18 protein-coding genes and 1 tRNA gene are annotated in these 21,830 nt (G+C 28.8%); 12 read left to right on the top strand and 7 right to left on the bottom strand.

Going from position 1 to position 21,830, the window contains the following annotated elements:
* The first annotated feature begins 55 nt into the window (after positions 1 to 55).
* Positions 56 to 1,465: a dihydrolipoyl dehydrogenase gene (gene lpdA / locus ECAJ_RS00730; protein ID WP_044261947.1), complete on the top strand. Its 1,410-nt coding sequence runs from the start codon at positions 56 to 58 to the stop codon at positions 1,463 to 1,465.
* A gap of 1,949 nt (positions 1,466 to 3,414) precedes the next feature.
* On the opposite strand, the gene rho is transcribed toward lpdA, so the two are convergent.
* Both rho and ECAJ_RS00720 read right to left on the bottom strand, forming a co-directional pair.
* A complete protein-coding gene (gene rho, locus ECAJ_RS00725; protein WP_011304266.1) occupies positions 3,415 to 4,845 on the bottom strand; it encodes a transcription termination factor Rho in 1,431 nt (476 codons plus the stop codon).
* Positions 4,846 to 5,279: 434 nt separating this feature from the next.
* A complete protein-coding gene (locus ECAJ_RS00720) occupies positions 5,280 to 5,921 on the bottom strand; it encodes a cell cycle transcriptional regulator TrcR (protein WP_011304265.1) in 642 nt (213 codons plus the stop codon).
* Between the two features lie 351 nt (positions 5,922 to 6,272).
* On the opposite strand from ECAJ_RS00720, the gene rpmI reads away from it, so the two are divergent.
* The 5 genes from rpmI to ECAJ_RS04910 all read left to right on the top strand — a co-directional run bounded on the left by rpmI (position 6,273) and on the right by ECAJ_RS04910 (position 9,658).
* Positions 6,273 to 6,473 carry a 50S ribosomal protein L35 gene (rpmI, locus tag ECAJ_RS00715; protein ID WP_011304264.1) on the top strand — a complete coding sequence of 67 codons (201 nt, stop codon included), beginning with the start codon at positions 6,273 to 6,275 and terminating at the stop codon, positions 6,471 to 6,473.
* Between the two features lie 25 nt (positions 6,474 to 6,498).
* A complete protein-coding gene (gene rplT, locus ECAJ_RS00710) occupies positions 6,499 to 6,873 on the top strand; it encodes a 50S ribosomal protein L20 (protein ID WP_011304263.1) in 375 nt (124 codons plus the stop codon).
* On the top strand, positions 6,860 to 7,897 hold the full coding sequence (gene pheS / locus ECAJ_RS00705) for a phenylalanine--tRNA ligase subunit alpha (protein ID WP_011304262.1): 1,038 nt from the start codon (positions 6,860 to 6,862) through the stop codon (positions 7,895 to 7,897). Before rplT ends, pheS begins: the two co-directional genes overlap by 14 nt.
* Before the next feature lies 1 nt (position 7,898).
* Entirely contained in the window at positions 7,899 to 8,594 is a 696-nt protein-coding gene (locus tag ECAJ_RS00700; protein WP_011304261.1) for an SDR family NAD(P)-dependent oxidoreductase, read from the top strand.
* A gap of 893 nt (positions 8,595 to 9,487) precedes the next feature.
* On the top strand, positions 9,488 to 9,658 hold the full coding sequence (locus ECAJ_RS04910) for a Trm112 family protein (protein WP_011304260.1): 171 nt from the start codon (positions 9,488 to 9,490) through the stop codon (positions 9,656 to 9,658).
* A 433-nt stretch (positions 9,659 to 10,091) separates the two neighbouring features.
* Here the strand turns inward: ECAJ_RS04910 and ECAJ_RS00695 are convergent, their stop codons facing one another.
* On the bottom strand, positions 10,092 to 11,360 hold the full coding sequence (locus tag ECAJ_RS00695; RefSeq protein ID WP_044262104.1) for an MFS transporter: 1,269 nt from the start codon (positions 11,358 to 11,360) through the stop codon (positions 10,092 to 10,094).
* Positions 11,361 to 11,608: 248 nt separating this feature from the next.
* Here ECAJ_RS00695 and rpsP point away from each other — a divergent pair, with 248 nt between their 5' ends.
* Positions 11,609 to 11,872: a 30S ribosomal protein S16 gene (gene rpsP, locus ECAJ_RS00690; RefSeq protein WP_011304258.1), complete on the top strand. Its 264-nt coding sequence runs from the start codon at positions 11,609 to 11,611 to the stop codon at positions 11,870 to 11,872.
* Between the two features lie 848 nt (positions 11,873 to 12,720).
* Here rpsP and ECAJ_RS00685 read toward each other — a convergent pair.
* Positions 12,721 to 13,764, bottom strand: a complete 1,044-nt coding sequence (locus ECAJ_RS00685; RefSeq protein ID WP_011304257.1) for a Fe(3+) ABC transporter substrate-binding protein — start codon at positions 13,762 to 13,764, stop codon at positions 12,721 to 12,723.
* 389 nt (positions 13,765 to 14,153) lie between these two features.
* Positions 14,154 to 17,171, bottom strand: coding sequence for a collagenase (locus ECAJ_RS00680; RefSeq protein WP_011304256.1), 3,018 nt, complete (start codon positions 17,169 to 17,171; stop codon positions 14,154 to 14,156).
* Positions 17,172 to 17,401: 230 nt separating this feature from the next.
* On the opposite strand from ECAJ_RS00680, the gene ECAJ_RS04995 reads away from it, so the two are divergent.
* Positions 17,402 to 17,590: a hypothetical protein gene (locus tag ECAJ_RS04995; RefSeq protein ID WP_155799190.1), complete on the top strand. Its 189-nt coding sequence runs from the start codon at positions 17,402 to 17,404 to the stop codon at positions 17,588 to 17,590.
* A gap of 88 nt (positions 17,591 to 17,678) precedes the next feature.
* Positions 17,679 to 19,694 carry a hypothetical protein gene (locus ECAJ_RS00675; RefSeq protein ID WP_011304255.1) on the top strand — a complete coding sequence of 672 codons (2,016 nt, stop codon included), beginning with the start codon at positions 17,679 to 17,681 and terminating at the stop codon, positions 19,692 to 19,694.
* 66 nt (positions 19,695 to 19,760) lie between these two features.
* Here the strand turns inward: ECAJ_RS00675 and ECAJ_RS00670 are convergent.
* Positions 19,761 to 19,833: transfer RNA gene (locus tag ECAJ_RS00670), tRNA-Ala, on the bottom strand.
* Between the two features lie 120 nt (positions 19,834 to 19,953).
* A complete protein-coding gene (gene nrdR / locus ECAJ_RS00665; protein WP_011304254.1) occupies positions 19,954 to 20,415 on the bottom strand; it encodes a transcriptional regulator NrdR in 462 nt (153 codons plus the stop codon).
* A 130-nt stretch (positions 20,416 to 20,545) separates the two neighbouring features.
* Here nrdR and ECAJ_RS00660 point away from each other — a divergent pair, with 130 nt between their 5' ends.
* From ECAJ_RS00660 to ECAJ_RS00650, 3 genes are all read left to right on the top strand, one after another.
* Complete coding sequence (locus tag ECAJ_RS00660) at positions 20,546 to 20,845, top strand: NADH-ubiquinone oxidoreductase subunit NDUFA12 family protein (protein ID WP_011304253.1); 300 nt, start codon at positions 20,546 to 20,548, stop codon at positions 20,843 to 20,845.
* Between the two features lie 20 nt (positions 20,846 to 20,865).
* On the top strand, positions 20,866 to 21,315 hold the full coding sequence (gene mlaD / locus ECAJ_RS00655; protein ID WP_011304252.1) for an outer membrane lipid asymmetry maintenance protein MlaD: 450 nt from the start codon (positions 20,866 to 20,868) through the stop codon (positions 21,313 to 21,315).
* A gap of 160 nt (positions 21,316 to 21,475) precedes the next feature.
* A complete protein-coding gene (locus ECAJ_RS00650; RefSeq protein WP_231243056.1) occupies positions 21,476 to 21,781 on the top strand; it encodes a hypothetical protein in 306 nt (101 codons plus the stop codon).
* Positions 21,782 to 21,830: the final 49 nt, after the last annotated feature.

The following is a 21,830-nucleotide window of genomic DNA, read 5'->3' as shown; positions in this document are numbered from 1 at the left end:
GCAAATATTATTACACTCCACTATCATTATTCGTTTTGTATCAATAAATAAAAGCATGACTAAACATGAATTTCTCATAATTGGGAGTGGACCAGGAGGATATATAGCAGCAATAAGAGCTGCACAATTAGGGTATGATGTTGCAATAGTAGAAAAAGAAAATTCACTAGGTGGAGTTTGCCTAAATTGGGGATGTATACCAACAAAGTCATTGCTACAATCTGCATCAGTTTATCACAACATTAAAAAAGCAGACATTTTTGGGATTACAGTAAAAGATGTAAAATTTGATTTTAATAAAATAATAGAGCGATCACGTAACGTTGTTGAAAAGCTAGCCAATGGAATCAGTGGACTTATGAAAAAAAATAACATAAAAGTTTATCATGGCACTGCAAAATTATTAGGTAACGCAACTGTAGAAATAACAGATCATTCGAATAAAAGAATTAGTATTACGTCAACACATATAGTTCTTGCAACAGGATCTCAAGCCAAAAACATACCTGGCATAGATTTCGATAATAATATAGTTTGGAATGCTAAAAATGCCATGACACCAAACAAATTTCCTGAATCCATACTTATCATAGGAAGTGGAGCTATAGGAATAGAATTTGCAAGTTTTTATAATACATTTGGTACTCAAGTCACTATGGTAGAATTAAAAGATAATATATTACCACTTGAAGATCATGAAGTATCCAAATGTATGCATAACATTTTAAGTAATAAAGGGATTAAAATACACACAAGTAGCTCAATTACAAAATTAGAAAAGTGTAATAATTACGCTAAAGTTCAGATTTCAGATACAATAGACTTACAGGTAGATAATGTTATATTAGCAGTAGGAATAATACCTAACTCTAGTAACATTGGTCTTGAAAATACAAAAATTAAAACAGACAATGCAGGTTTTATCATTACTGATAAGCATTGTTGTACAGATGAACCAGGAATCTATGCTATAGGTGATGTTGCTGGCTTTCCATGCCTAGCACACAAAGCAAGTCATGAAGCAATATTATGCATAGAAAACATAGCTGCAACAGAGAATAAAATACCCCAACATAAGATACACACTATTAACAAAAACAATATACCCAGTTGTATATTTTCTATACCACAAATAGCTAGTATCGGACTTACCGAACATCAAGCAAAACACCAAGGTTACAATTTTAAAGTTGGAAAATTTAATGCAAATTGCAGTGGAAAAGCAGTAGCTATAGATGAAGTAGAAGGATTTGTCAAAGTTATAATAGATAAGTCTACTGGAGAATTACTAGGTGCACATATGATTGGAGCAGAAGTTACAGAAATGATCAATGGGTACATTATCGGGAAACAAGTAGAAATTACTGATCAGGACATAACATCAGCTATATTTCCTCATCCCACATTGTCAGAAATGCTCCATGAAGCAGTATTATCATCAAATAATGAGTCACTCAATAGCTAAATTACTATTTTAATGTAATTTTAATTATACTGTATAGCTATCATAATAAGATACTGTTGCTAAGTAAAACATATACTTTTTTATACTGATATTAGAAGGTATATAAAATCAAGTCAAAATTGTGTAATAATTACACTTTTGATAAATCTTCATAAAAATATTTAACGATTAAGACTTAAACTTTTTATCTACCATACAGAATTCATCAATAAAACAACACTAGAAATCCTACATTTTTGACTATATTGAAACAATACCACATCTATAGAAAGATAAACATACAAATAAACAGAAACTTTTTAAATATAAGCACAGTACTCACACAAATATTCTAAACAAATTTTTAGTCAGCTATTTATTTTTTAACAACACAAGATAACAAAACACTCTACCTAACAACAACATATAAAACACACCATCCACTGACATATAAAAACATCAAAGCTAAACCATTTCATCTATTGCCACATCATTACTCAGAAGTATCAGTATACAAATTTATAAACAAAGCTAATTCCATTTACAAATTTATCATATATAAGCACAGTACTCACACAAATATTCTAAACAAATTTTTAGTCAGCTATTTATTTTTTAACAACACAAGATAACAAAACACTCTACCTAACAACAACACATAAAACACACCATCCACTGACATACAAAAACATCAAAGTTGAACAATTTCATCTATTGCCACATCATTACTCAGAAGTATCAGTATACAAATTTATAAACAAAGCTAATTCCATTTACAAATTTATCATATATAAGCACAGTACTCACACAAATATTCTAAACAAATTTTTAGTCAGCTATTTATTTTTTAACAACACAAGATAACAAAACACCCTACCTAACAACAACACATAAAACACACCATCCACTGACATATAAAAACATCAAAGCTAAACCATTTCATCTATTGCTACACTATTACTCAGAAGTATCAGTATACAAATTTATAAACAAAGCTAAGTTCTATAATAAATTTATTATTCAACAGTATAGTATTCACATATATAAAATATCTATTTTATCTACACTTATACCCAACTATTTATTAACATCAATCTACTTATTAGCTTTCATAGAATAAATTATCTAGGTATAGTATCTAAATAATATATAAATCAGCATGTTAATATTAAGTAACTAACTTATATACAAATATATTACTCAAAATCTCCATAAAATATCGCTTTTATATTAATCAGACTTACAACTAATTATTTATATAATATACAATTTCTTGATCTATACTTACTCTAATAAAGATACAATCACAATTAAAAAATATTTAATATTTCAACTTTATTTTTATCATCATCCATATCAACTTGAGCACTTTTTCTAATATAGATTTCACTACTATAACCACACATATTAACTTAAATACTTTGCTGAATATCAATTTTATTAACTTCATTAAAAAACTTAAATAACTAGCTTGAAACTATAAATATTATTAAATAAATTTATAAATAATAATTGCACATTCATTATATTTTTTTATTTTAATATACCTTTAATTAGGTATTTTCCTACATAAACAATTTGTCTTAATGTAAGCACTAACTAATCTTTCATTAATTCACATCTAAGAATAAACTACTTAAAACTTAAGCAATTTCATACAATAGCAATATTATTTATATTACTAAACAAAATAAACTGAGATATAAAAATTGTCTTACACTTAAATCTAATAGTACAACAGCATTCAGATCAACAAAACATTCTAATTAACATTAAAGCATATTAAATACACCATTATCTAATATGCAAAAACAGAACACTAAAAATTTGAATAATCTTATATAATTGTTACATCATAAGTCAAAAACATGACAATGAGATGAATTTACAAACAAAGCTAAGTTTTCTATACTTACAACTTATCATCCAACAATACACAGCACTCAATCAACAGAACACTAAGCAAATTTTTAGCTATTCATCATATCAAAGAACTCATTATTATCCTTAGTTATAGACAATTTATCTCTTAAAAATTCCATTGCTTCAACAGAACCCATTGATGATAATAACCTTCTTAACAACCACACTTTTTTCAAACACACATGATCTATTAACATATCTTCTTTTCTTGTACCTGATTTTGAAATATCTATTGCTGGATATACTCTTTTATCAGATATTTTTCTATCCAATATTATTTCACAATTTCCTGTACCTTTAAATTCTTCAAATATCACTTCATCCATTTTTGACCCTGTTTCTATTAGAGCAGTTGCTATTATCGTCAACGAACCTCCATTTTCTATATTTCTTGCTGCACCAAAGAATCTTTTTGGTCTTTGTAAAGCATTAGAATCCACACCTCCAGTCAATACCTTACCTGATGATGGTATCACTGAATTATATGCCCTTGCTAATCTTGTAATTGAATCAAGTAGTATTACAACATTTTTCTTATGTTCTACCATTCTTTTTGCTTTTTCAATCACAATTTCTGCAAGTTGTACATGTCTATATCCAGGTTCATCAAATGTTGAACTAACTACTTCTCCTTTTACAGATCTACACATATCTGTAACTTCTTCTGGTCTTTCACCTATTAACAAAACTATTAACTCTATATCAGGGTGATTGACAGATATTGAATGTGCTATTTGTTGCAATATTATCGTTTTTCCAGCTCTTGGTGGAGCAACTATAAGGGCTCTTTGTCCTTTACCCAAAGGAGCAACTATATCTATTACCCTCATACTTATATCTTTTTTACTCAAGCTAACAGGATCATTAGTTTCTAAGAGTATTCTTTCTTCCGGGTACAATGGGATTAAATCATCAAAGTGTACATATCTTTGCAATTTTCCCATATCTGTAAAATTTATACTATGTGCTTTTACTAAAGTAAAATATCTTTCTTTTTCACTAGGAGCTCTTATTTCTCCACTTACTATATCACCAGTTCTTAAATTAAACTTTTTTATTTGACCTGCAGAAATATACACATCATCTCCACTTGCAGCATAATTCGCTTCTGGAGATCTTAAGAATCCAAATCCATCAGATAATATTTCTACTACTCCACCTCCTATTGCTGCACCTCCATCATTTACAACTTTTTTCATCAAGTGAAAGATTATTTCCTGTTTAAGCATTCTACCATTACTTACAACACCAAGTTCTTCTGCTATTTTCAAGAGATCTTCTATACTTTTCTTTTTCAATTCACTCAAATCCAACACTTTCACTTCTTGTGCTTCTACTTGTGCACTCCCTTCTACTTCTTCTTTATCTCCTACTTCTTCTGATTTATCTACAATATTTGCCGTTGATTGAATTGATATATTCTTATTAGCATTTTTTCTACTAACGTATCTCGTTCTTTTCTTTTTTTCATTTAACACTATATACCTATAATTTAAATCAATACAATAAAAATAAAACCATCTTTTCGCTTATCCATATCAAATATTAAAAAATTAAGACTTAAGTTTTACTACTGCTAACATAACAAAGACAATACTAATTTTTGAATTCTTATGACAATCTTACTCAATAATTAATATTAACTTAACAATAAATAAAACTCTACTTTAGATTAATAGAAACAATAGAATTTCTAAAAAACTATAGTCAAGGCTACTGAATTTTTACTAAAGCGTAAGATAAAAAAGCTTAATCAACACTAACTGATTACCAAATAACAGCCCTATATTAAAAAACGTCATTAATACAATTACTAATAAACAGCATATACTTGTGACATCTAAACAGACGTACTGTCAGTTAATTATATTCACTTATTACAATTAAGTAAACATTTATTACATAAATAACTTTATACTGAATCAGAAATAGAAAAATCACTAGCCTTGATATTTTTTACCCTTCTTTCTCTTTCTGCAACTATTTGAGCTTTCATAATTGCTTCATCTAAATCTACTTGAGTACATAAACCAAGCAATACAGGATCTCTGGGTTTAATATTACTTGAATTCCAATGTTCTTTATTTCGAATAGCAGCAATAGTTGACTTTGTGGTACCTATCAACTTTGCAATACAAACATCTTGCATTTCAGGACAATATTTTAAAATCCATGCAACAGCATCAGGTTTATCTCTACGACGTGCTATAGGTGTATACCTAACAGTCCTTTTCTTACTTTTCTTAAAGTTTCTATAACTAATTAACCTTGGTATTCTACTAGGATCATTTTGACAACATTCAATCTCCTCTTTTGTAACTTGTCCCATTGTAATTGGATTACATCCAACAACACCTTTAGCAACTTCACCATCAGCAATACCTTTAACTTCCAACAGATGTAAGTTACAAAATTTTGCTATTTGCTCAAAAGTCAATATAGTATTATCTACTAACCATACCGCAACAGCCCTAGGCATTAAAGGACCAGAGTCTTCTAAAGTAGAAGAAGACCCCTTAGGGTTAGGAGATAAAGGAACATTACTATTTGACATACAAATCTCTCCAAAATTCTCAATTTAACTAATAACCAGGTTTAATATAAAATAAATAAAATACAAGTATTAACAATATATTACTGATTAATGTAATACATACACTTATATAAATTATTGCTAATAATTTTGCAATAACTTATATAATAGTCTTCATCAACTATCACAATGTCCAAAGTGCGTAGTACTTAGTTAATTGGAGCATTCTACTTAGATTTTAACATATATTTATAAAAAAATACTAACAACTATAACACCAACTACAAAAACAAAATTTAGAAAATATACTTGACACTATTAACGCGAATAGATTAAGATTTAGCTTTCTGCGAAATTATTATTAGGATAGAGATGCCAAAATTAAAAACTAAATCTTCTGTCAAAAAAAGGTTTAGTGTTACAGCAACAGGTAAAATAAAGTCTACTCAATCTGCAAAAAGACATGGCATGACTAAAAGGAGTAAGAGAAGCATTCGCGTTCAACGTGGTACCGCTATAATGAATCCTTCTGATTCACGTATAGTTAAGCTCTTTATGCCTTACAGCAGATAGTGATTTCAATATTTAGGGGTTAAAAATGGCTAGAGTTAAGCGTGGTGTTACAACAAGAGCACGGCATAAGAAGGTTATTAAGCTAGCAAAGGGTTATCGTGGGCGTTCTAAAAATTGTTATAGGATAGCTCTACAAAGAGTAGAAAAGGCACTACAATATGCTTACCGTGACAGACGTAACAGAAAAAGATTCTTTAGAAGTCTATGGATTATGCGTATTAATGCTGCTGCAAGACAGCATGGTCTTTTGTATTCAGACTTTATCCATGGTTTATCTTTAGCAAATATAACATTAAATAGAAAAGTCCTGGCAGATATGGCAGTTAACAATCAGGACAACTTTAAACAAATTGTAGACATTACTAAGGAAGCTTTAACTAAATCTCGTGTTGCACAGTAATATATACAGTTTACAAACAGAAGCTACTAATAAGATATTATCTACTTCTTCCCTTGAAGAATTAGAGAGTCTAAGGCTTTACTACTTTGGTAAGTCAGGTGTAATAACAGCATGTTTAAGAAGTATTTCAACAATTAACAATATAGAAGAAAGAAAATCTATTGGAAGTGCTGTTAACTCCATATGTGCTGAACTAAAATCTTTAATGAATTCACAAAAAGAAAAGCTACATAAAATACAAATTGATGCTCAATTAATGGAAGACAAAATTGATATTAGTTTGCCAGTACGCCCAAAACAAATAGCAAAATTACATCCAATTTCTAAAACTCTACATGAAGTAAAACATATTTTTGTATCCTTAGGTTTTAAACTATCTGATGGACCAGAACTTGAAGATGAATTTCATGTTTTTGACGCACTTAATACACATAAACACCATCCAGCAAGAGAAGAAAATGATACTTTCTATTTAAAAAAACTAGTAAACAACAAAAGAATAGTTCTACGTACACATACTTCTTCTGTACAAATTAGAACAATGGAATCCAACAATGGAAATTATCCAATTAAAATTATCGCGCCTGGAAAAGTTTACAGAAACGACTGGGATGCAACACATAGCCCAATGTTTCACCAAATAGAAGGGTTATACATCGATAAAAATATTAATATGGGACACCTAAAATATTGCATTAACTATTTTTTAAAAAAGTTTTTCGGAGAAAATATTCAAATAAGATTTCGTAATAGCTATTTTCCGTTTACTGAACCATCAGCAGAAGTTGATATAAAATGCAGTCAAAAAAATTGGATGGAGATTCTAGGGTGTGGCATGGTTCATCACAACGTCTTAACAAACGTAAATATTAACCCAGAACAATACAGTGGATTTGCATTTGGCATTGGGATTGAAAGAATTGCCATGATTAAATACAACATTAACGACTTACGTAAATTCTACAGCAACAAATTACAATGGTTAACCCACCATGGCTTCTGTTTTACTAATTTAATTACTTAATATGTCACAAACAGTATATAAAGGCGCACTAATTACAGGTGGAGCACGCAGATTAGGCAAAGCAATAGCAATGTTCTTAGCTGATAATGGATATGACATAGCTATTCATTACAATACCTCTGAAAGTCAAGCACTAAAAACAAAGGACATCATTGAAAATTTATATAACAGAAAATGCATTCTAATACAAGCTGATCTAACGGAATTTAACTCGCTCAATCTTATTATAGATGAAACTTTCCAATTTATGCCTTATTGTAATTGTCTTATTAACAATGCATCAGTATTCTATAAAAACACGTTAATGAACACTTCCATACAAGATTTTTCATACAACTATGACCTACACATAAAAGCTCCTTTATTCTTAACTCAGTATTTTGCAAAAAAATGCATTACTATAGGAAATATTATTAATATGATTGACGCAATAGTGATAAAAAATGCCACAAAATCTTTCACATATACAATGTCAAAAAAATCGCTATTAGATTTAACAAAATTTGCAGCAGTAGAATTATCACCAAACATTAAAGTCAATGCTATTGGTCCCAGAATGATTCCAGGTGATTTCTTAGATAATATTAATCATAAAAATATCATGGATAACGCAGAAGTTAAATACATTCTTACAACGATAGAAAAACTATTAGCCCCTAATAATCAAGAAACTGGGACAACAATTATTATGCCATAATTCTATATTTCATTTGACACACAAACATACAGTATAAACTCTACTAATATCTAAACTTAATAATGTCAAAAAATAGATTTCATAAAATTCGCAATAGTAGAAATTACAAGGAATTAAATTATGTCATAATACTATAATTTTAATTTGTACATGCACACATATCAAATAAAACTCAATCTAAGAGGAGATTTAAAAACCAAGAATGTAAAAAAATCATTATTAGATTTAATAAAATTTGCAGCAATATAACTAAAAATTAAAATCAATTTTATAGGCCCTATAATGATTTAATATAATTTTTTAGATAATATTTTAATCTAAAATATCATGGACACAACACAGAAGTTAAGTACATGCTCATAATGATAGAAAAACTATTAGCCACTAATCAAGAAACTGGTACTACAATTACTATACCGTAATACTAACTTGTATACACATATAGATAAAAAGCTTTATATTTAACCTAAAAGATCAAAAAACTACTATCCAGATTTCACAAAATTTCCAGCAGTAGGATTATCCACAAATATTAAAGATAACAGCATAAAGCTTAGATATGATGATTTTTTAATAATATTAACTATAAAAATATCATGAACAACACAAAAGTTAAATATATTCTGATAACGATAGAAAATAACTTTAACTCAAACCATTTCATTTTATCATGCACACTTTAGTGTATATACATGGATAATAAAAAAACACTTTTATAACAATACAACCTGATAGCAACGTACAACAATTTTATTAACCTATTGAACAAGTTTTTCAATAAACTTATGTTCTTCAATTATTACCAATTAAAACACTAAGCACAAAAAACTATAGTTTCATATTTCTATAATAAGTATTACAATGTAGTAAATTAATTTTACTTTATCTCAAATATGATTGATCATAGAATACTTGAAATACTTGTTTGCCCATTAACTAAAGACAAACTACAATACAATAAAGATACAAACGAGTTAATCAGTCAAAAAGCTAAGTTAGCATTTCCAATACGTGACGGCATACCCATTATGCTAATAGATGAGGCAAGAAAATTAGAACCTTAATTTTTAGTACTTACATCAAATATCACTAGAATATGTAAGCAGTAGTATGTACATACTACAACTATATTAATATAACAAAATGGTGAAATTAATATCTATCACTTAATGACTACTAGTATATAATAACAGATAAATGTATACATAATATTACACATTTTTCTCTATTGCGATATTATTTACACTAACAAAAACCAACTATAGATTTCTACCAATTAAATATAATAAAGCTTAATAAGCATAGTACACCATTAATCTATATTATAACCACGTTAACACATAAACCACAAAATTAGTATGCTATACTTTTCTAATCACAATAAATTGGTAACAGTAGATAGATATACTGAGGCTATACAAAACATTATAACCCATCTAGAATTACACTTCTAATAAGCAATGCATTGATAAATTTTAAATCTTACCAAGTAGTAGATTACCAATCAGCATACACATCTTTTTTCTTGATCTGACATAACGCAATAATTGCAACTACTGCCCAAAACATGACATACACTCCAGGAATAAATATTAATCCTGTTGCTCTTATAAGCCATGTACATATTACAGGAGCCATACCACCAGCTACAGCTGAAGCAATATTACGTGACAATCCAAAACCAGTATATCTAACTTTTGTAGGAAACAATTCAGACATTGCACCACTCGCTGGACCTAAAGATGCAGAAAATGGAATAACAAAAATTAGATAAGCTACAATTAAGTTAATATAGCTACCTTGACTTAATAACCAAAATACTGGTATTGCAACACAAAATAACAATACAGATGCAATTAACATTACTCTTCTACGGCCAACATAATCTGAAATATATCCGAAAAATACATTCAAAATTCCACAAATCATTATATTGAAACTCTCAATAATACTCATGGTATTAGCATTAAAACTAAAGTGAATACTTGAGAATTCTTTAACAAATGTAATAAAAAACACCATAAAAATATGAAATGAACAGTTTTCTATACAGTCAATACAAGTTGCTAATATCAAAGGACGTTTATAATTCTTAAATAGTTCCAATACTGGAGATTGTGAAAGATTATTATTCTCTTTATGTGTATCATATGCAGGACTTTCAGCAGTAATACACCGAATATAAATGCTTATCAGACCCAACAACAAACCAATTACAAATGGTATACGCCAACCCCATATTTCAAAATTTTCTCCTGTAAAATACTGAGACAATAATATCATAAATAACGCAATAATAGAACCAAGAACAGCACTTAAAGTTTCAAAACTACCGAAAAATCCAATATTTTTTCCTTTTTTAGAATGTTCTATTAAAAAAGCAGCATTACCAGCTTCCCCACCTAAAGATATCCCCTGCATTAACCGACAAATTATAAGTAATATAGGTGATAATATACCTATTTTATCATAAGTTGGTAACACTGAAATAAAAGTAATAGGAACAGAGATAGCTATGATTGACAAAGTTAATGCTGCTTTTCTTCCATACTTATCCCCAATATACCCAAAAATACTCGCACCAAAAGGACGCATTAAAAATCCAACTGCAAAAATGCTAAATGTCATAATAAGACTGAAATATCTATCTTCTGCCGGAAAAAATAACTTACTGATCACACTAACCAAATTTCCAAACAACACATAATCATACCATACTAACGTATTACAGATGATGGTCGATAATATAGCTTTTCTTAAATTCATATAACTTAAATATCCTCCTACTATACGCCCATTTATAAACAGGACACTTGCTATCATTTTTTCAATAACTTAAACAAGTCTAATACTTAATCATATTGTTTTTAATAACATATTGCAAATTTCTTATTTTTCCAAAATAATTTAAACATCAAATTTAAATATTTAAAAACATATTTTTAAATTTGACTACTCACCTTATTATGTGTATGATCTAGTGTCAGTTAAGATATTTTAAAGGTTATATTCTCATGTCTGTTAAGATAAGATTAGCAAGGTTTGGAGCTAAAAAGCGTCCTTTTTATAGGGTAGTTGTTGCTGATTCTAGAGTATCAAGAGATGGGAAGTTTATTGAATCTTTAGGTTTTTACAATCCAATGCTTCCAAAAGAACATGAGTTATTCGTTAAGGTAAAAGTCGATAGGCTAAAATATTGGTTAAGTGTTGGAGCACAAGCTACTGATAGGGTTGCTTGGTTTATAAAGAAAGGCATCATTAATATAGAGACTGTATGATGTACACTTTTACTGTGTAGTTGTTATTTAAGCCAAGTCATCCATCTACAAAGTAAAGTTAGTAGTTCATAGTTTTATACATTAGAGAGTTACTTTCTATTATCAGGTTGTAATGTAGTCTTTAATGCTGCTAAAGATATTGAACATAAGTAAAGGCTATTTCTTACTGGTTTATTAAAAATATTTCAATAAAAAGTGTCACGTAATTTTAAGTAGTAAATAAAAAAATTCCAAAATATCTTTTCCCATCAGATCAAGTAGTTATGCTATAGTACTCAACAATACTATAAATCAAATAATACCGCATTACAGAAACATAAAAAAACAAAGTAAAAAATATTTTCAATTCCTTAAATCACATACAATATGTCAATATTAGGTATAATCTAAACTAGCCACACATCATGTATTTTTTGATTCTCACAACATATGAAGAAATGTTAATTTCTATGAAGCAATAAAAGATCAGTACAGTTCGAAATATTCACTACAATAACATATTCAAAAATTATGTTAGAGAACAAGAGACAATATATAAATTGATGAAAACAACCATGTATTTATTAAAAATCATAATTTTGCATTATTACAGTAAATTTCTACAAATAAAAACATTAAATTTTTGGTAACTAGGATTTTTTTACCATATCTAAAATAAAATAGAAAGAATTTTTATATAAACCACTGTACAAGGCTTCACTACAAAAAATTCACTCAAAAATTACTAATATAATAACACTAAACTTCATAATATCAGAACTTACAACCACTTATATAAGATTGTTTTTATAGATTAGTAAGAGATTGTATGATTCTTACATGTATAGTAACTATATGCCTACTAAAAACTATCTCCAACCACACTCATCAGCAATTTCAACAGATTTAGTTAAATGCTTTTCTAATTCCTGCAAAGGCAAATCACTCTCTTTAAATGTACCAAAAGTCTTTAATACTTCTGAAAGTTCTACACCTTCTACAATAGGGTATTCTTGATTAACTTGAGCATAAACTTTCTGTGCTCTTACACTAGTCAGGAATTCCAATAATTTTATAGCATTTTGTTTATTTTTTGCATGCTTTGTAACAGCACCACCACTAATGTTGATCATAGTACCAGTAGTCTCTTGATTAGGGAAAAAAATACCAAGCTTTTTTACTACAGCTTGATCACTTTTCTTATCAGAAGCTGCAATTCTACCAAAATAATAACTATTAACTATAGCTATACTTCCCTCATCTGCTGCAACAGCATAAATTTGATCGATATCTCCACCACTAGGCTTTCTAGCCATATTTGCAACTAACCCTTTAACCCAAATCTTAGTATTTTCTACCCCATTATTTGCTACCATAAAAGCAATTAACGATTGATTGTATGGACTACTAGAAGATCTGACTAAAATTTTATCCTTCCACTTCGTATTTGCTAGGTGTTCATATGTACTTAACTCATTATCTTCAACTAAATCCTTGTTATATACTATTACTCTTGCACGCTTAGTTAAGCCAAACCAAAACCCCTCGCTATCTCTATACTTACTAGGAATTGCTTGATTTAAAACTTCAGATTGTATAGGTTGTAATAAGCCCTTCTTTTTAGCAAGAATAAGGTTAACAGCATCCGCAGTTAAAAATACATCTGCTGAAGTAGCAGTACCTTCATTTTCCATCCTATTAATCAACTGTGCAGCTTCATCATTAATGTATTTAACCTTTATACCAGTTTCCTTAGTAAACTGCTCAAATAAGCTATGTAATAATTCTTCTTTACGAGATGAATATACATGCACTTCTTGTTTCTGATCTTGTACTTGTTGTTTATTAGTTAAAAAATTAAAAGCCACAATAATAACAGCTACAATACCAAGGCAAGCAAGCAATCTCATCATATTGTTAATCCATAGATATTAAATTCACATAATTATACAGCACTATAAAATAAATGCAACATTGCTTACATAGGCTATCATATTGGTTAACATATGATCTCTAAATTACAAATTCTAATTACTTGATAAAGTTAACATAATTACATTAAATAATAGTACACTATTTACTAAAACTATTAATGAACGCTTCAAGACTTACTTTTACAAAAAAACTCATCCTTTCAATTTATGATACTAGAATTAACTCTATTTTACATTACTAGAATTAATACATTGCAGTACTTCAATATATACAAACAAACTTGTGTATATCTTTTGTACAACATACAAACACAACTTTATCTAATAAGCAGCGTATAAATATACGCTGCTCATTTTCTCAAGATCTATTAAAGCTCATTTATATAAGGTAAAATAGTAGTAACATCACTAGCCGGCATATCAGTAGATGCGCTATCATTTTTAAAGTAAAAAATAGCTTTATCACTATAACCTGTATCAGTATTAAGACCTGCTATTTGGTCACCATCTCCTACATCATATCTTCCACTATATATTCCATTTTCTAACGCCTCAATATTAACTTTCTGAAAGTACTTAGATGAAAGAAAATCATTGTGGCTATAATTAAGGCTTGCAGAAATGAAAATATCACCCTGAAATTGATTTATACTATCAGACAACATCCCAATAACTTTATCATCATATACTAAATCCACTTTTGTAACGTAAGATCTGTTATTAGGCCTAATAACATTACCTTGTTCATCCTTATGAATATGATAATCATCAGAATAATGCTGTAATTTAAACATAGATCCTTCTTTATATTTACTGAAGTCCACTAACCCAACACTAATACTATTTTTAGAATAACTTTGTTTCTCAAATGTATGAGCAAAAATAGGATCTATATATCTATATTCATCCGTTAAATCAGATGGCATACCTTCAGGATGTTCATTCCCATCTTTAGTACATGGTACCAACTTATTATTTCCATTAACATTAACCAATTTCAAATGCGTAATAGCTTTAGGAAGTTGAAATCTAAGATTTTTTCCTTCATCAGAAATGAAAAAATCACTTCCATAATTGTCACCTGAATCAGCTGATGGTTCAGTAATGTAAAAAGACATACTCTTAAACTGATGTAGTATTTGATCATCATGCTTAACAACTGCACGATGTACATCATCATCTACACTTACAGTACCTTTATCATCTAATAATTCACCTTTAACAATTACTGTATCATCTTTATTAAATTTCACATCCGCAAGATGAGAGTAATCTTTAACTGAAGCATCATTTAACAACAGCTCCTTATAATTTGAGTGCAAGTTATTAATATTCGGATGATTAAATTGATTATCCCATACAACATTTCCATCTGCTGCTTTTTGTATATTATTAACTAGAGCAGTAGTAAACTTACCATCTTTTTCTAATACAACCATATATGCTCTGTCTTCATAACCACTTGCTATCATTCCAACAACATTATGGAACATAAAATACACTTTACCAGTATCAAGATTTTTAACACAATAACCTGCTTCAGTTGACAGCTCACCAACTTTCTGATCATCTACATATAGAGATATCCCACTTGCATTTCCTTTACCTAACACAGCAGTACGCAACATTACATCTGGATTAGAAATAATACTGTCAATATCTGCACCATTTACTCCTATAACACTCTTTAAATCAACATAGGTAAGATCCATTAATACATTTCTTACTTCCGGATGAGACTCACCACTCAACACCTTTTTGACCTCAGATTCCCTAAAATTTTCAAACACTTCTTTTACTACATAAGCCTTAATAGAATTAAGCTGTTCTGGATTACTCATTATTATCTGCTTATAACTACTATAACCTATTTTTTCTAAAAACTTATCCAACAGCAAATCCGCATTAGGCAGCTTACTAAACACTTTAGCAGCATCTGAGTAACGACCTCTAATATCCAAAGCATCACTACTTTCACGAAGCTTAACATCATATCTTGCCAATATATTAAACGCAGAATCTATGTAATCTTTAGTATTAAAATACTCATGCCCATTCTTATCACAATATACATATGCAGACTTACCAGATGGAGTAGTTACCAATTTCAGAAAGTTATATTCTGGTCGCACCTCTATCATATCAGGACTTGCAATATTCCAAATACGAATCACATTTTTTTGTGCATAATGCACTACAGGTGACATTTCACCTACTAGTTTACCACTCATATCATAAATATTTTCATGGTAATATTCTTTATTGACACCTTGATCTTCAAAATAGCTAGCACTTTCAGCAGAAAACATTTTCTCACCTAATCCTAACTTTAATACATTCATATTTTCTAAATATAAACTAATGTCTTTAGACTTCACCCACGGCTCAAAATCTGGATACTTATCCATACTAATTATTTCTTTAGCACGAATAATATTATCCTCTTTTAATGCGTTTAAATATTCCGAAATTAACTTAGGATATTTCTCTTGTAAAAAGCTTACAAATGCATGTCCTATACTATAACTTAACCTCTGATTTTCATTCACTGCAACACCACTTAAATGATCTACATTACCAGAAGAATCTTTCAATACATCTGAAGTGATCTCTCGATCCTTTAATCCTCTCATAATAAAACTATTATCTTCTTGGATATAATCAGCTAATCCTTCCGTAAATATTCTGCTATTTACGTCAGAACCATGCAATTTATGTCCAGATGCATAACTTTCTAATGCATGAGTTAATTCATGTTTTAAATTCAATATTTCACCATATTGATGTACATAAATTTTATATGGAACATTAGCATTTCCATAGAAAGTCATACCTCCAGATCCACTAATTCCTAAGTTATAAAGCTTTCCATAATAATTATATTGTTCCTTATCATCAAAAAGGTATAAATCAAAAATAGTTTCTCCATCATTTGGTTCTAACCCAAAATTATTTTTAAATTTTGTTACCGTATCATTAAATCCCTTTTCAATTTCACGTAATCTTTTATCAGATAAATCCTTTAAAGTATGTATTCGTAAATCTATCTTCAATTCATCGTTTCTTATAGTAGATGTATGATGAAAAACATTATCTTCAAAATCTTTAACATTACCTACAGCAACGCCTGCATCACTACCAGATACACTAGCAGCTGTAGTAGGAACAATAGGTAAAGTATCTCCACCATAACCTACAGGCTCTTCAGGCATCTTAACATGATCCACTCTATCCAAACTCACATAATGATATTCAGTATTTCCCATATCATCTTCATGATGATAGTCATAATAAGTATTATCTAGATTTGTCTTGTCTTTAGTACCGTTCTCCAATGTCTTCTTAAAGTTACTCTTATCATCATCACTTTCTAAGAAAATCGTCATAAAACCCGTCCGTTAATAAATGTTAATTTGGGCTAGGATAATATATAAAATATACTAATATGTCAATATAAAAAAATTAATAAATTAACTATTTAATTATCTTTATAGTATAATATATTGATATTTTAATTAGAAATTATTAATAACTTTATTAATTAACGTTTTTTTTATAATAAAAAATCTATATTTAGGAATAAATGTATATATCATATACCACCATAAGGAGAAATATGAAAAACAAAACATTGATCAAAACAAGCAGAAACTTTCTCTTAAATCAGATATCAGAAAAAAACTACAACGTTTCTGCTATTACAACTTACATGAAATCTCAACCAAAGAATAAGACAACATTAACACTATCTGTTCTTAAAAAACTATTGTTTCATAAGCAACAAATTCTACGCTCTACACAATAATTATAGGTAAGCTTTTAAACATGAAACTCACTTGAAAATCTACACTAAATACTTAAACTTACATAGTAACTTACATTAGGAGAGAAATATGACTAGCAACACATCAATACCAAAAAATCATGAATATTCTTTCAAATTAGATATTGGAGAAAACTTATATTTCTTCTGCAATCATAACGTACATAAAGTCAAAATCATAACAGAAGATAACACTGAAATAACAATGCCATCAAAAAATTATTTTTTTGTAGGGGACAAATTCTATGCACCATATAACAACTATTTTTATGATAACTATTTAAACATTCCAGCTGAATATCGATACATTAAAGTAGACCATATGCAATACAGAACTACTAATAATGAACAACCTCAAGATTTTTATAACTTAGTACTATGCGATAAAAATGGGGAAGAATATCGATATAATTACTACAAATTCTATATTAAACCAGAAAACATAATTGAAAAATCTGCAGAAATTAACTTGAAAGAATATTACAATATACAACAATTAAAAGAAGGTGCTCCATTATTTAAAATAGTTTCAGAACAACCAAACAACACTACTAAAGCTTCTACTGCTCTCATTTTGGATATTTCTTCTAATCAGAAGTTCGCAAAATTAAGTCCTGAAGCTTTACAATATAAACATTATCTAGATCGCAATTCTCCAACTTATGACACATTCACTCTCAGCTATTCAGATATTAGAAAACACCATGTAGATGAGCAAGAGAAAATTAATCTACACAATATCAGAGATGATATACTACAAGCAGAAATGGAAAATAACCCTATTTTCCTTGTAATACAAGATGGTAAGTATTTCTTCACAGATGTAAAACAAGATCAACCATTAACTACAAGTTACAATACTGCATTAAAAGTGTTAGCATCTGCTAACTTTCAAATAAATAATGTACCTAATGACAATTGTTATGTAGATATGCATAAGAAATTCATTTTTAAAATCACAAAAAGCAATCTTCATACAGAACATGATAACAGTAAAAATCTTGCTAGCATAACATTAGAAGGAAAAGAAATACCACTAATTTCTAATGACGACGATACACAGATTTTCTATGATGACTTCTCTTTCAAGTGTTATCAGAATTTCACTCAAGTATTTAATTATGATGAACCTATTATAGGATTAGACAAAGACTTCTATGAACCAATAAAAGAAAAACTAAGTTCAAATAATATATATATCACTATTAAATCAGATGAACAAAATCATATTAAAACATACTTTTCCGATAAACAAGGAAATCATATACTTGACTTACCTAATACAAAACTTACAGAGTATTTATCAACCATGTTACCATTAGGTGATTTCTCAAATGAAGTACTAAACACTCATATAGAAGATATAGCACATCAGAAATTAAGTGACACAACACAAAAACACGATACACTGAATCCAGAAAAAAATTCTACAACTTTACAAAATTCAGTAAATGAAACAGCTGGTACCAATGATCCTCAATCTACTCAAAATGCAGTACATAAACATGACACTTTAGATACTCAAAAAGATAGTACAACGTCACAAAAGTCAGTAAATGACACAGCTAGTACCAATGATTCTCAATCTACTCAAAATGCAGTACACAAACATGACACTTTAGATACTCAAAAAGATAGTACAACATCACAAAAGTCAGTAAATGAAACAGCTAGTACCAATGATCCTCAACCTACTCAAAATGCAGTACATAAACATGACACTTTAGATACTCAAAAAGATAGTACAACTTTACAAAAATTAGTAAGTGAAGAACACAACATTAACAAAAGTAATACTAATATCAATGTAGAACAAAATATTGTATATTTCCCTCTGTCTAGAGAACATGTAAGTATTGTAGATAATATAGAACAGAACAAACATCATGTATCTTTTAATCTTACATATGAAGAAATGTTAAATTTCTATGAAGCAGTAAAAGAGCAGTATAGTTACGATGAAGTATTGATTGCATACAACAACATATTCAAAAATTATGGTAGAGAACAAAAAAATGACAATATTTATATTGATGGAGATAATCATATATTTATTGAGAATCATGATTTTGGAATATTACAGTAAATTCCTACAATATCAAAGTTCTATGATACTAGGGCTTTCTTTTATTACTAAGATTCAAACAGAACGTGGAGGTAAGCGGACTCGAACCGCTCGCCTTCTGCGTGCAAAGCAGATGCTCTACCAAATGAGCTATACCCCCATGATCATAGTGGCATATATATATTATCAACAGAAATATACTGGTAATACATAACATAAGCTCATTAACAATTCAAGAATAATAATCTATCACAATACAATTTAATACACTTAATACACACTAAAGAATTTGTTCATTAATTATTTTTGCTATTATATTACTAAAATCATTTATGTTCTTAAAATTCATATACACAGAAGCAAACCTAACATACGCAACTTTATCTAATTTAAAAAGATTATCCATTACCATTTTACCAATAACATCAGTTGGAACAGCATTTTCTTTTTTCCCTTCGAGCTCATAAAAAATATTATTAACCATTACATTTATTCCTTCATGGCTAACAGGACGTTTTTTTGTAGCTATTAAAATTGAAGAAAGTAATTTTTGTTTATTAAATGGTTCAGTTTCACCATTTTTCTTAATAACCATAAATGACCTAAGTAGCAATTTCTCAATTGTAGTAAATCTAGAATTACATACAAGACAGATTCTTCTTCTTCTAATTAGAATGTCATCTTCTATAGCTCTTGAATCTTTTACCTGAGTATTAATATTATTACAGAAAGGACATTTCATAATTACTTATTGAATATTACCAAATTTTAAGCTAATTATTACATAAAATATTAACTAAATACCTAGTTAATAGTTGTATTGTATTATCATAACCATTATACTAACATAAAATAAATTACCAATTATAAGTATGCTATTTTTTCACAACTTACAGTTCTTAATAAAAAGAAACAAAAAACTAATTGGTAAGGATATTTTAGGTAATCATTATTACATTACAATAGCAAATGGGGTTGAAAAAAGGTGGGTAATATATAATGGTAAAGCAGATCCAACAAAAATTCCTGCATCATGGCATACATGGTTACACTATACAAATAATCAGACACCTAAATCTTCAAAAAGTCCACATTTTCCAAATTTAACTGGTACTCAGTATGCTTATCATCCCAACAAAGCTTCTGTTTTTTATGGTACAAAGCAACATTAAATTTTTATTGGTAATTTTTTATGCATCGATCTAACGTAATTGAAATTTTCGCAGGGTTTATTGTTTTAATAGCCGCATTATCTATTGGAATAATAGCATTTAAAAAATTACCTTTTAAGAATACTTCTCACAGTTGCTACATAGTCAAAGCACACTTTCCCAGTGTAGATGGATTAGATATGGGAGACGATATAACATTATCTGGAGTAAAAATAGGCACAGTAACATCAATATCACTTGACAGAAATTTCACACCTATTGTGACAATGTGTATACAAAAAAATGTGCTATTGCCTTCGGATAGTTCAGCATCATTATCTCTCTCTAATTTTTTAGGTAGAAGATACATTGATATTGCACTTGGATCAAACCAAGATTCCATTCCTGCTGGAGGGTTTATTGAGTATACAAATTCAGACTTAAACCTCAATGTAATGTTGACAAGGCTAGTCAATAGATTTGTAAAATAACAAATGATCAAATTTTTATACTTGTATCAGCATGGCATTATTCAACAAAATAATTACAATCTTAATAGTCCACTTACTATATTCTCAAATAACACTATTCTAACCGATTACTTAATGTTATTATGAAGTAAGTGTGCAATAATTTTGGTAGAAAGTGGTTATGAGTTATTTTCATTACATTTTATTTTATATTACGGATAATCCAAAGTGGTATATTCTACTAGCGGTAATATTACTTATTGGTACGGGATACTTCTTAAGACAAAAGGCAGCTAAAAAATCTAAAAAGGACAGCTCAATAGCATCATATTATGCTAATAATATGAATGGTAGTTCTCCAGCTAAACCACACAATAAGAATTACATACCAGAACTTAATACTGCGCAAAACAAACAACAATCTAGTTTTATTGTTGAGTCGGTATCTCAAGTCTTTGAAAGTAAAACACAAGGAAGAAGTAGATAATTTCTCTTTTTTAATGTAAAATTTTTTATAAAAGTTTAAAACCTATATA

Origin of the sequence: Ehrlichia canis str. Jake, from assembly GCF_000012565.1 — a bacterium.
Classification (GTDB): Bacteria; Pseudomonadota; Alphaproteobacteria; order Rickettsiales; family Anaplasmataceae; genus Ehrlichia; species Ehrlichia canis.
This window is presented reverse-complemented; position numbering and strand designations above follow the sequence as displayed.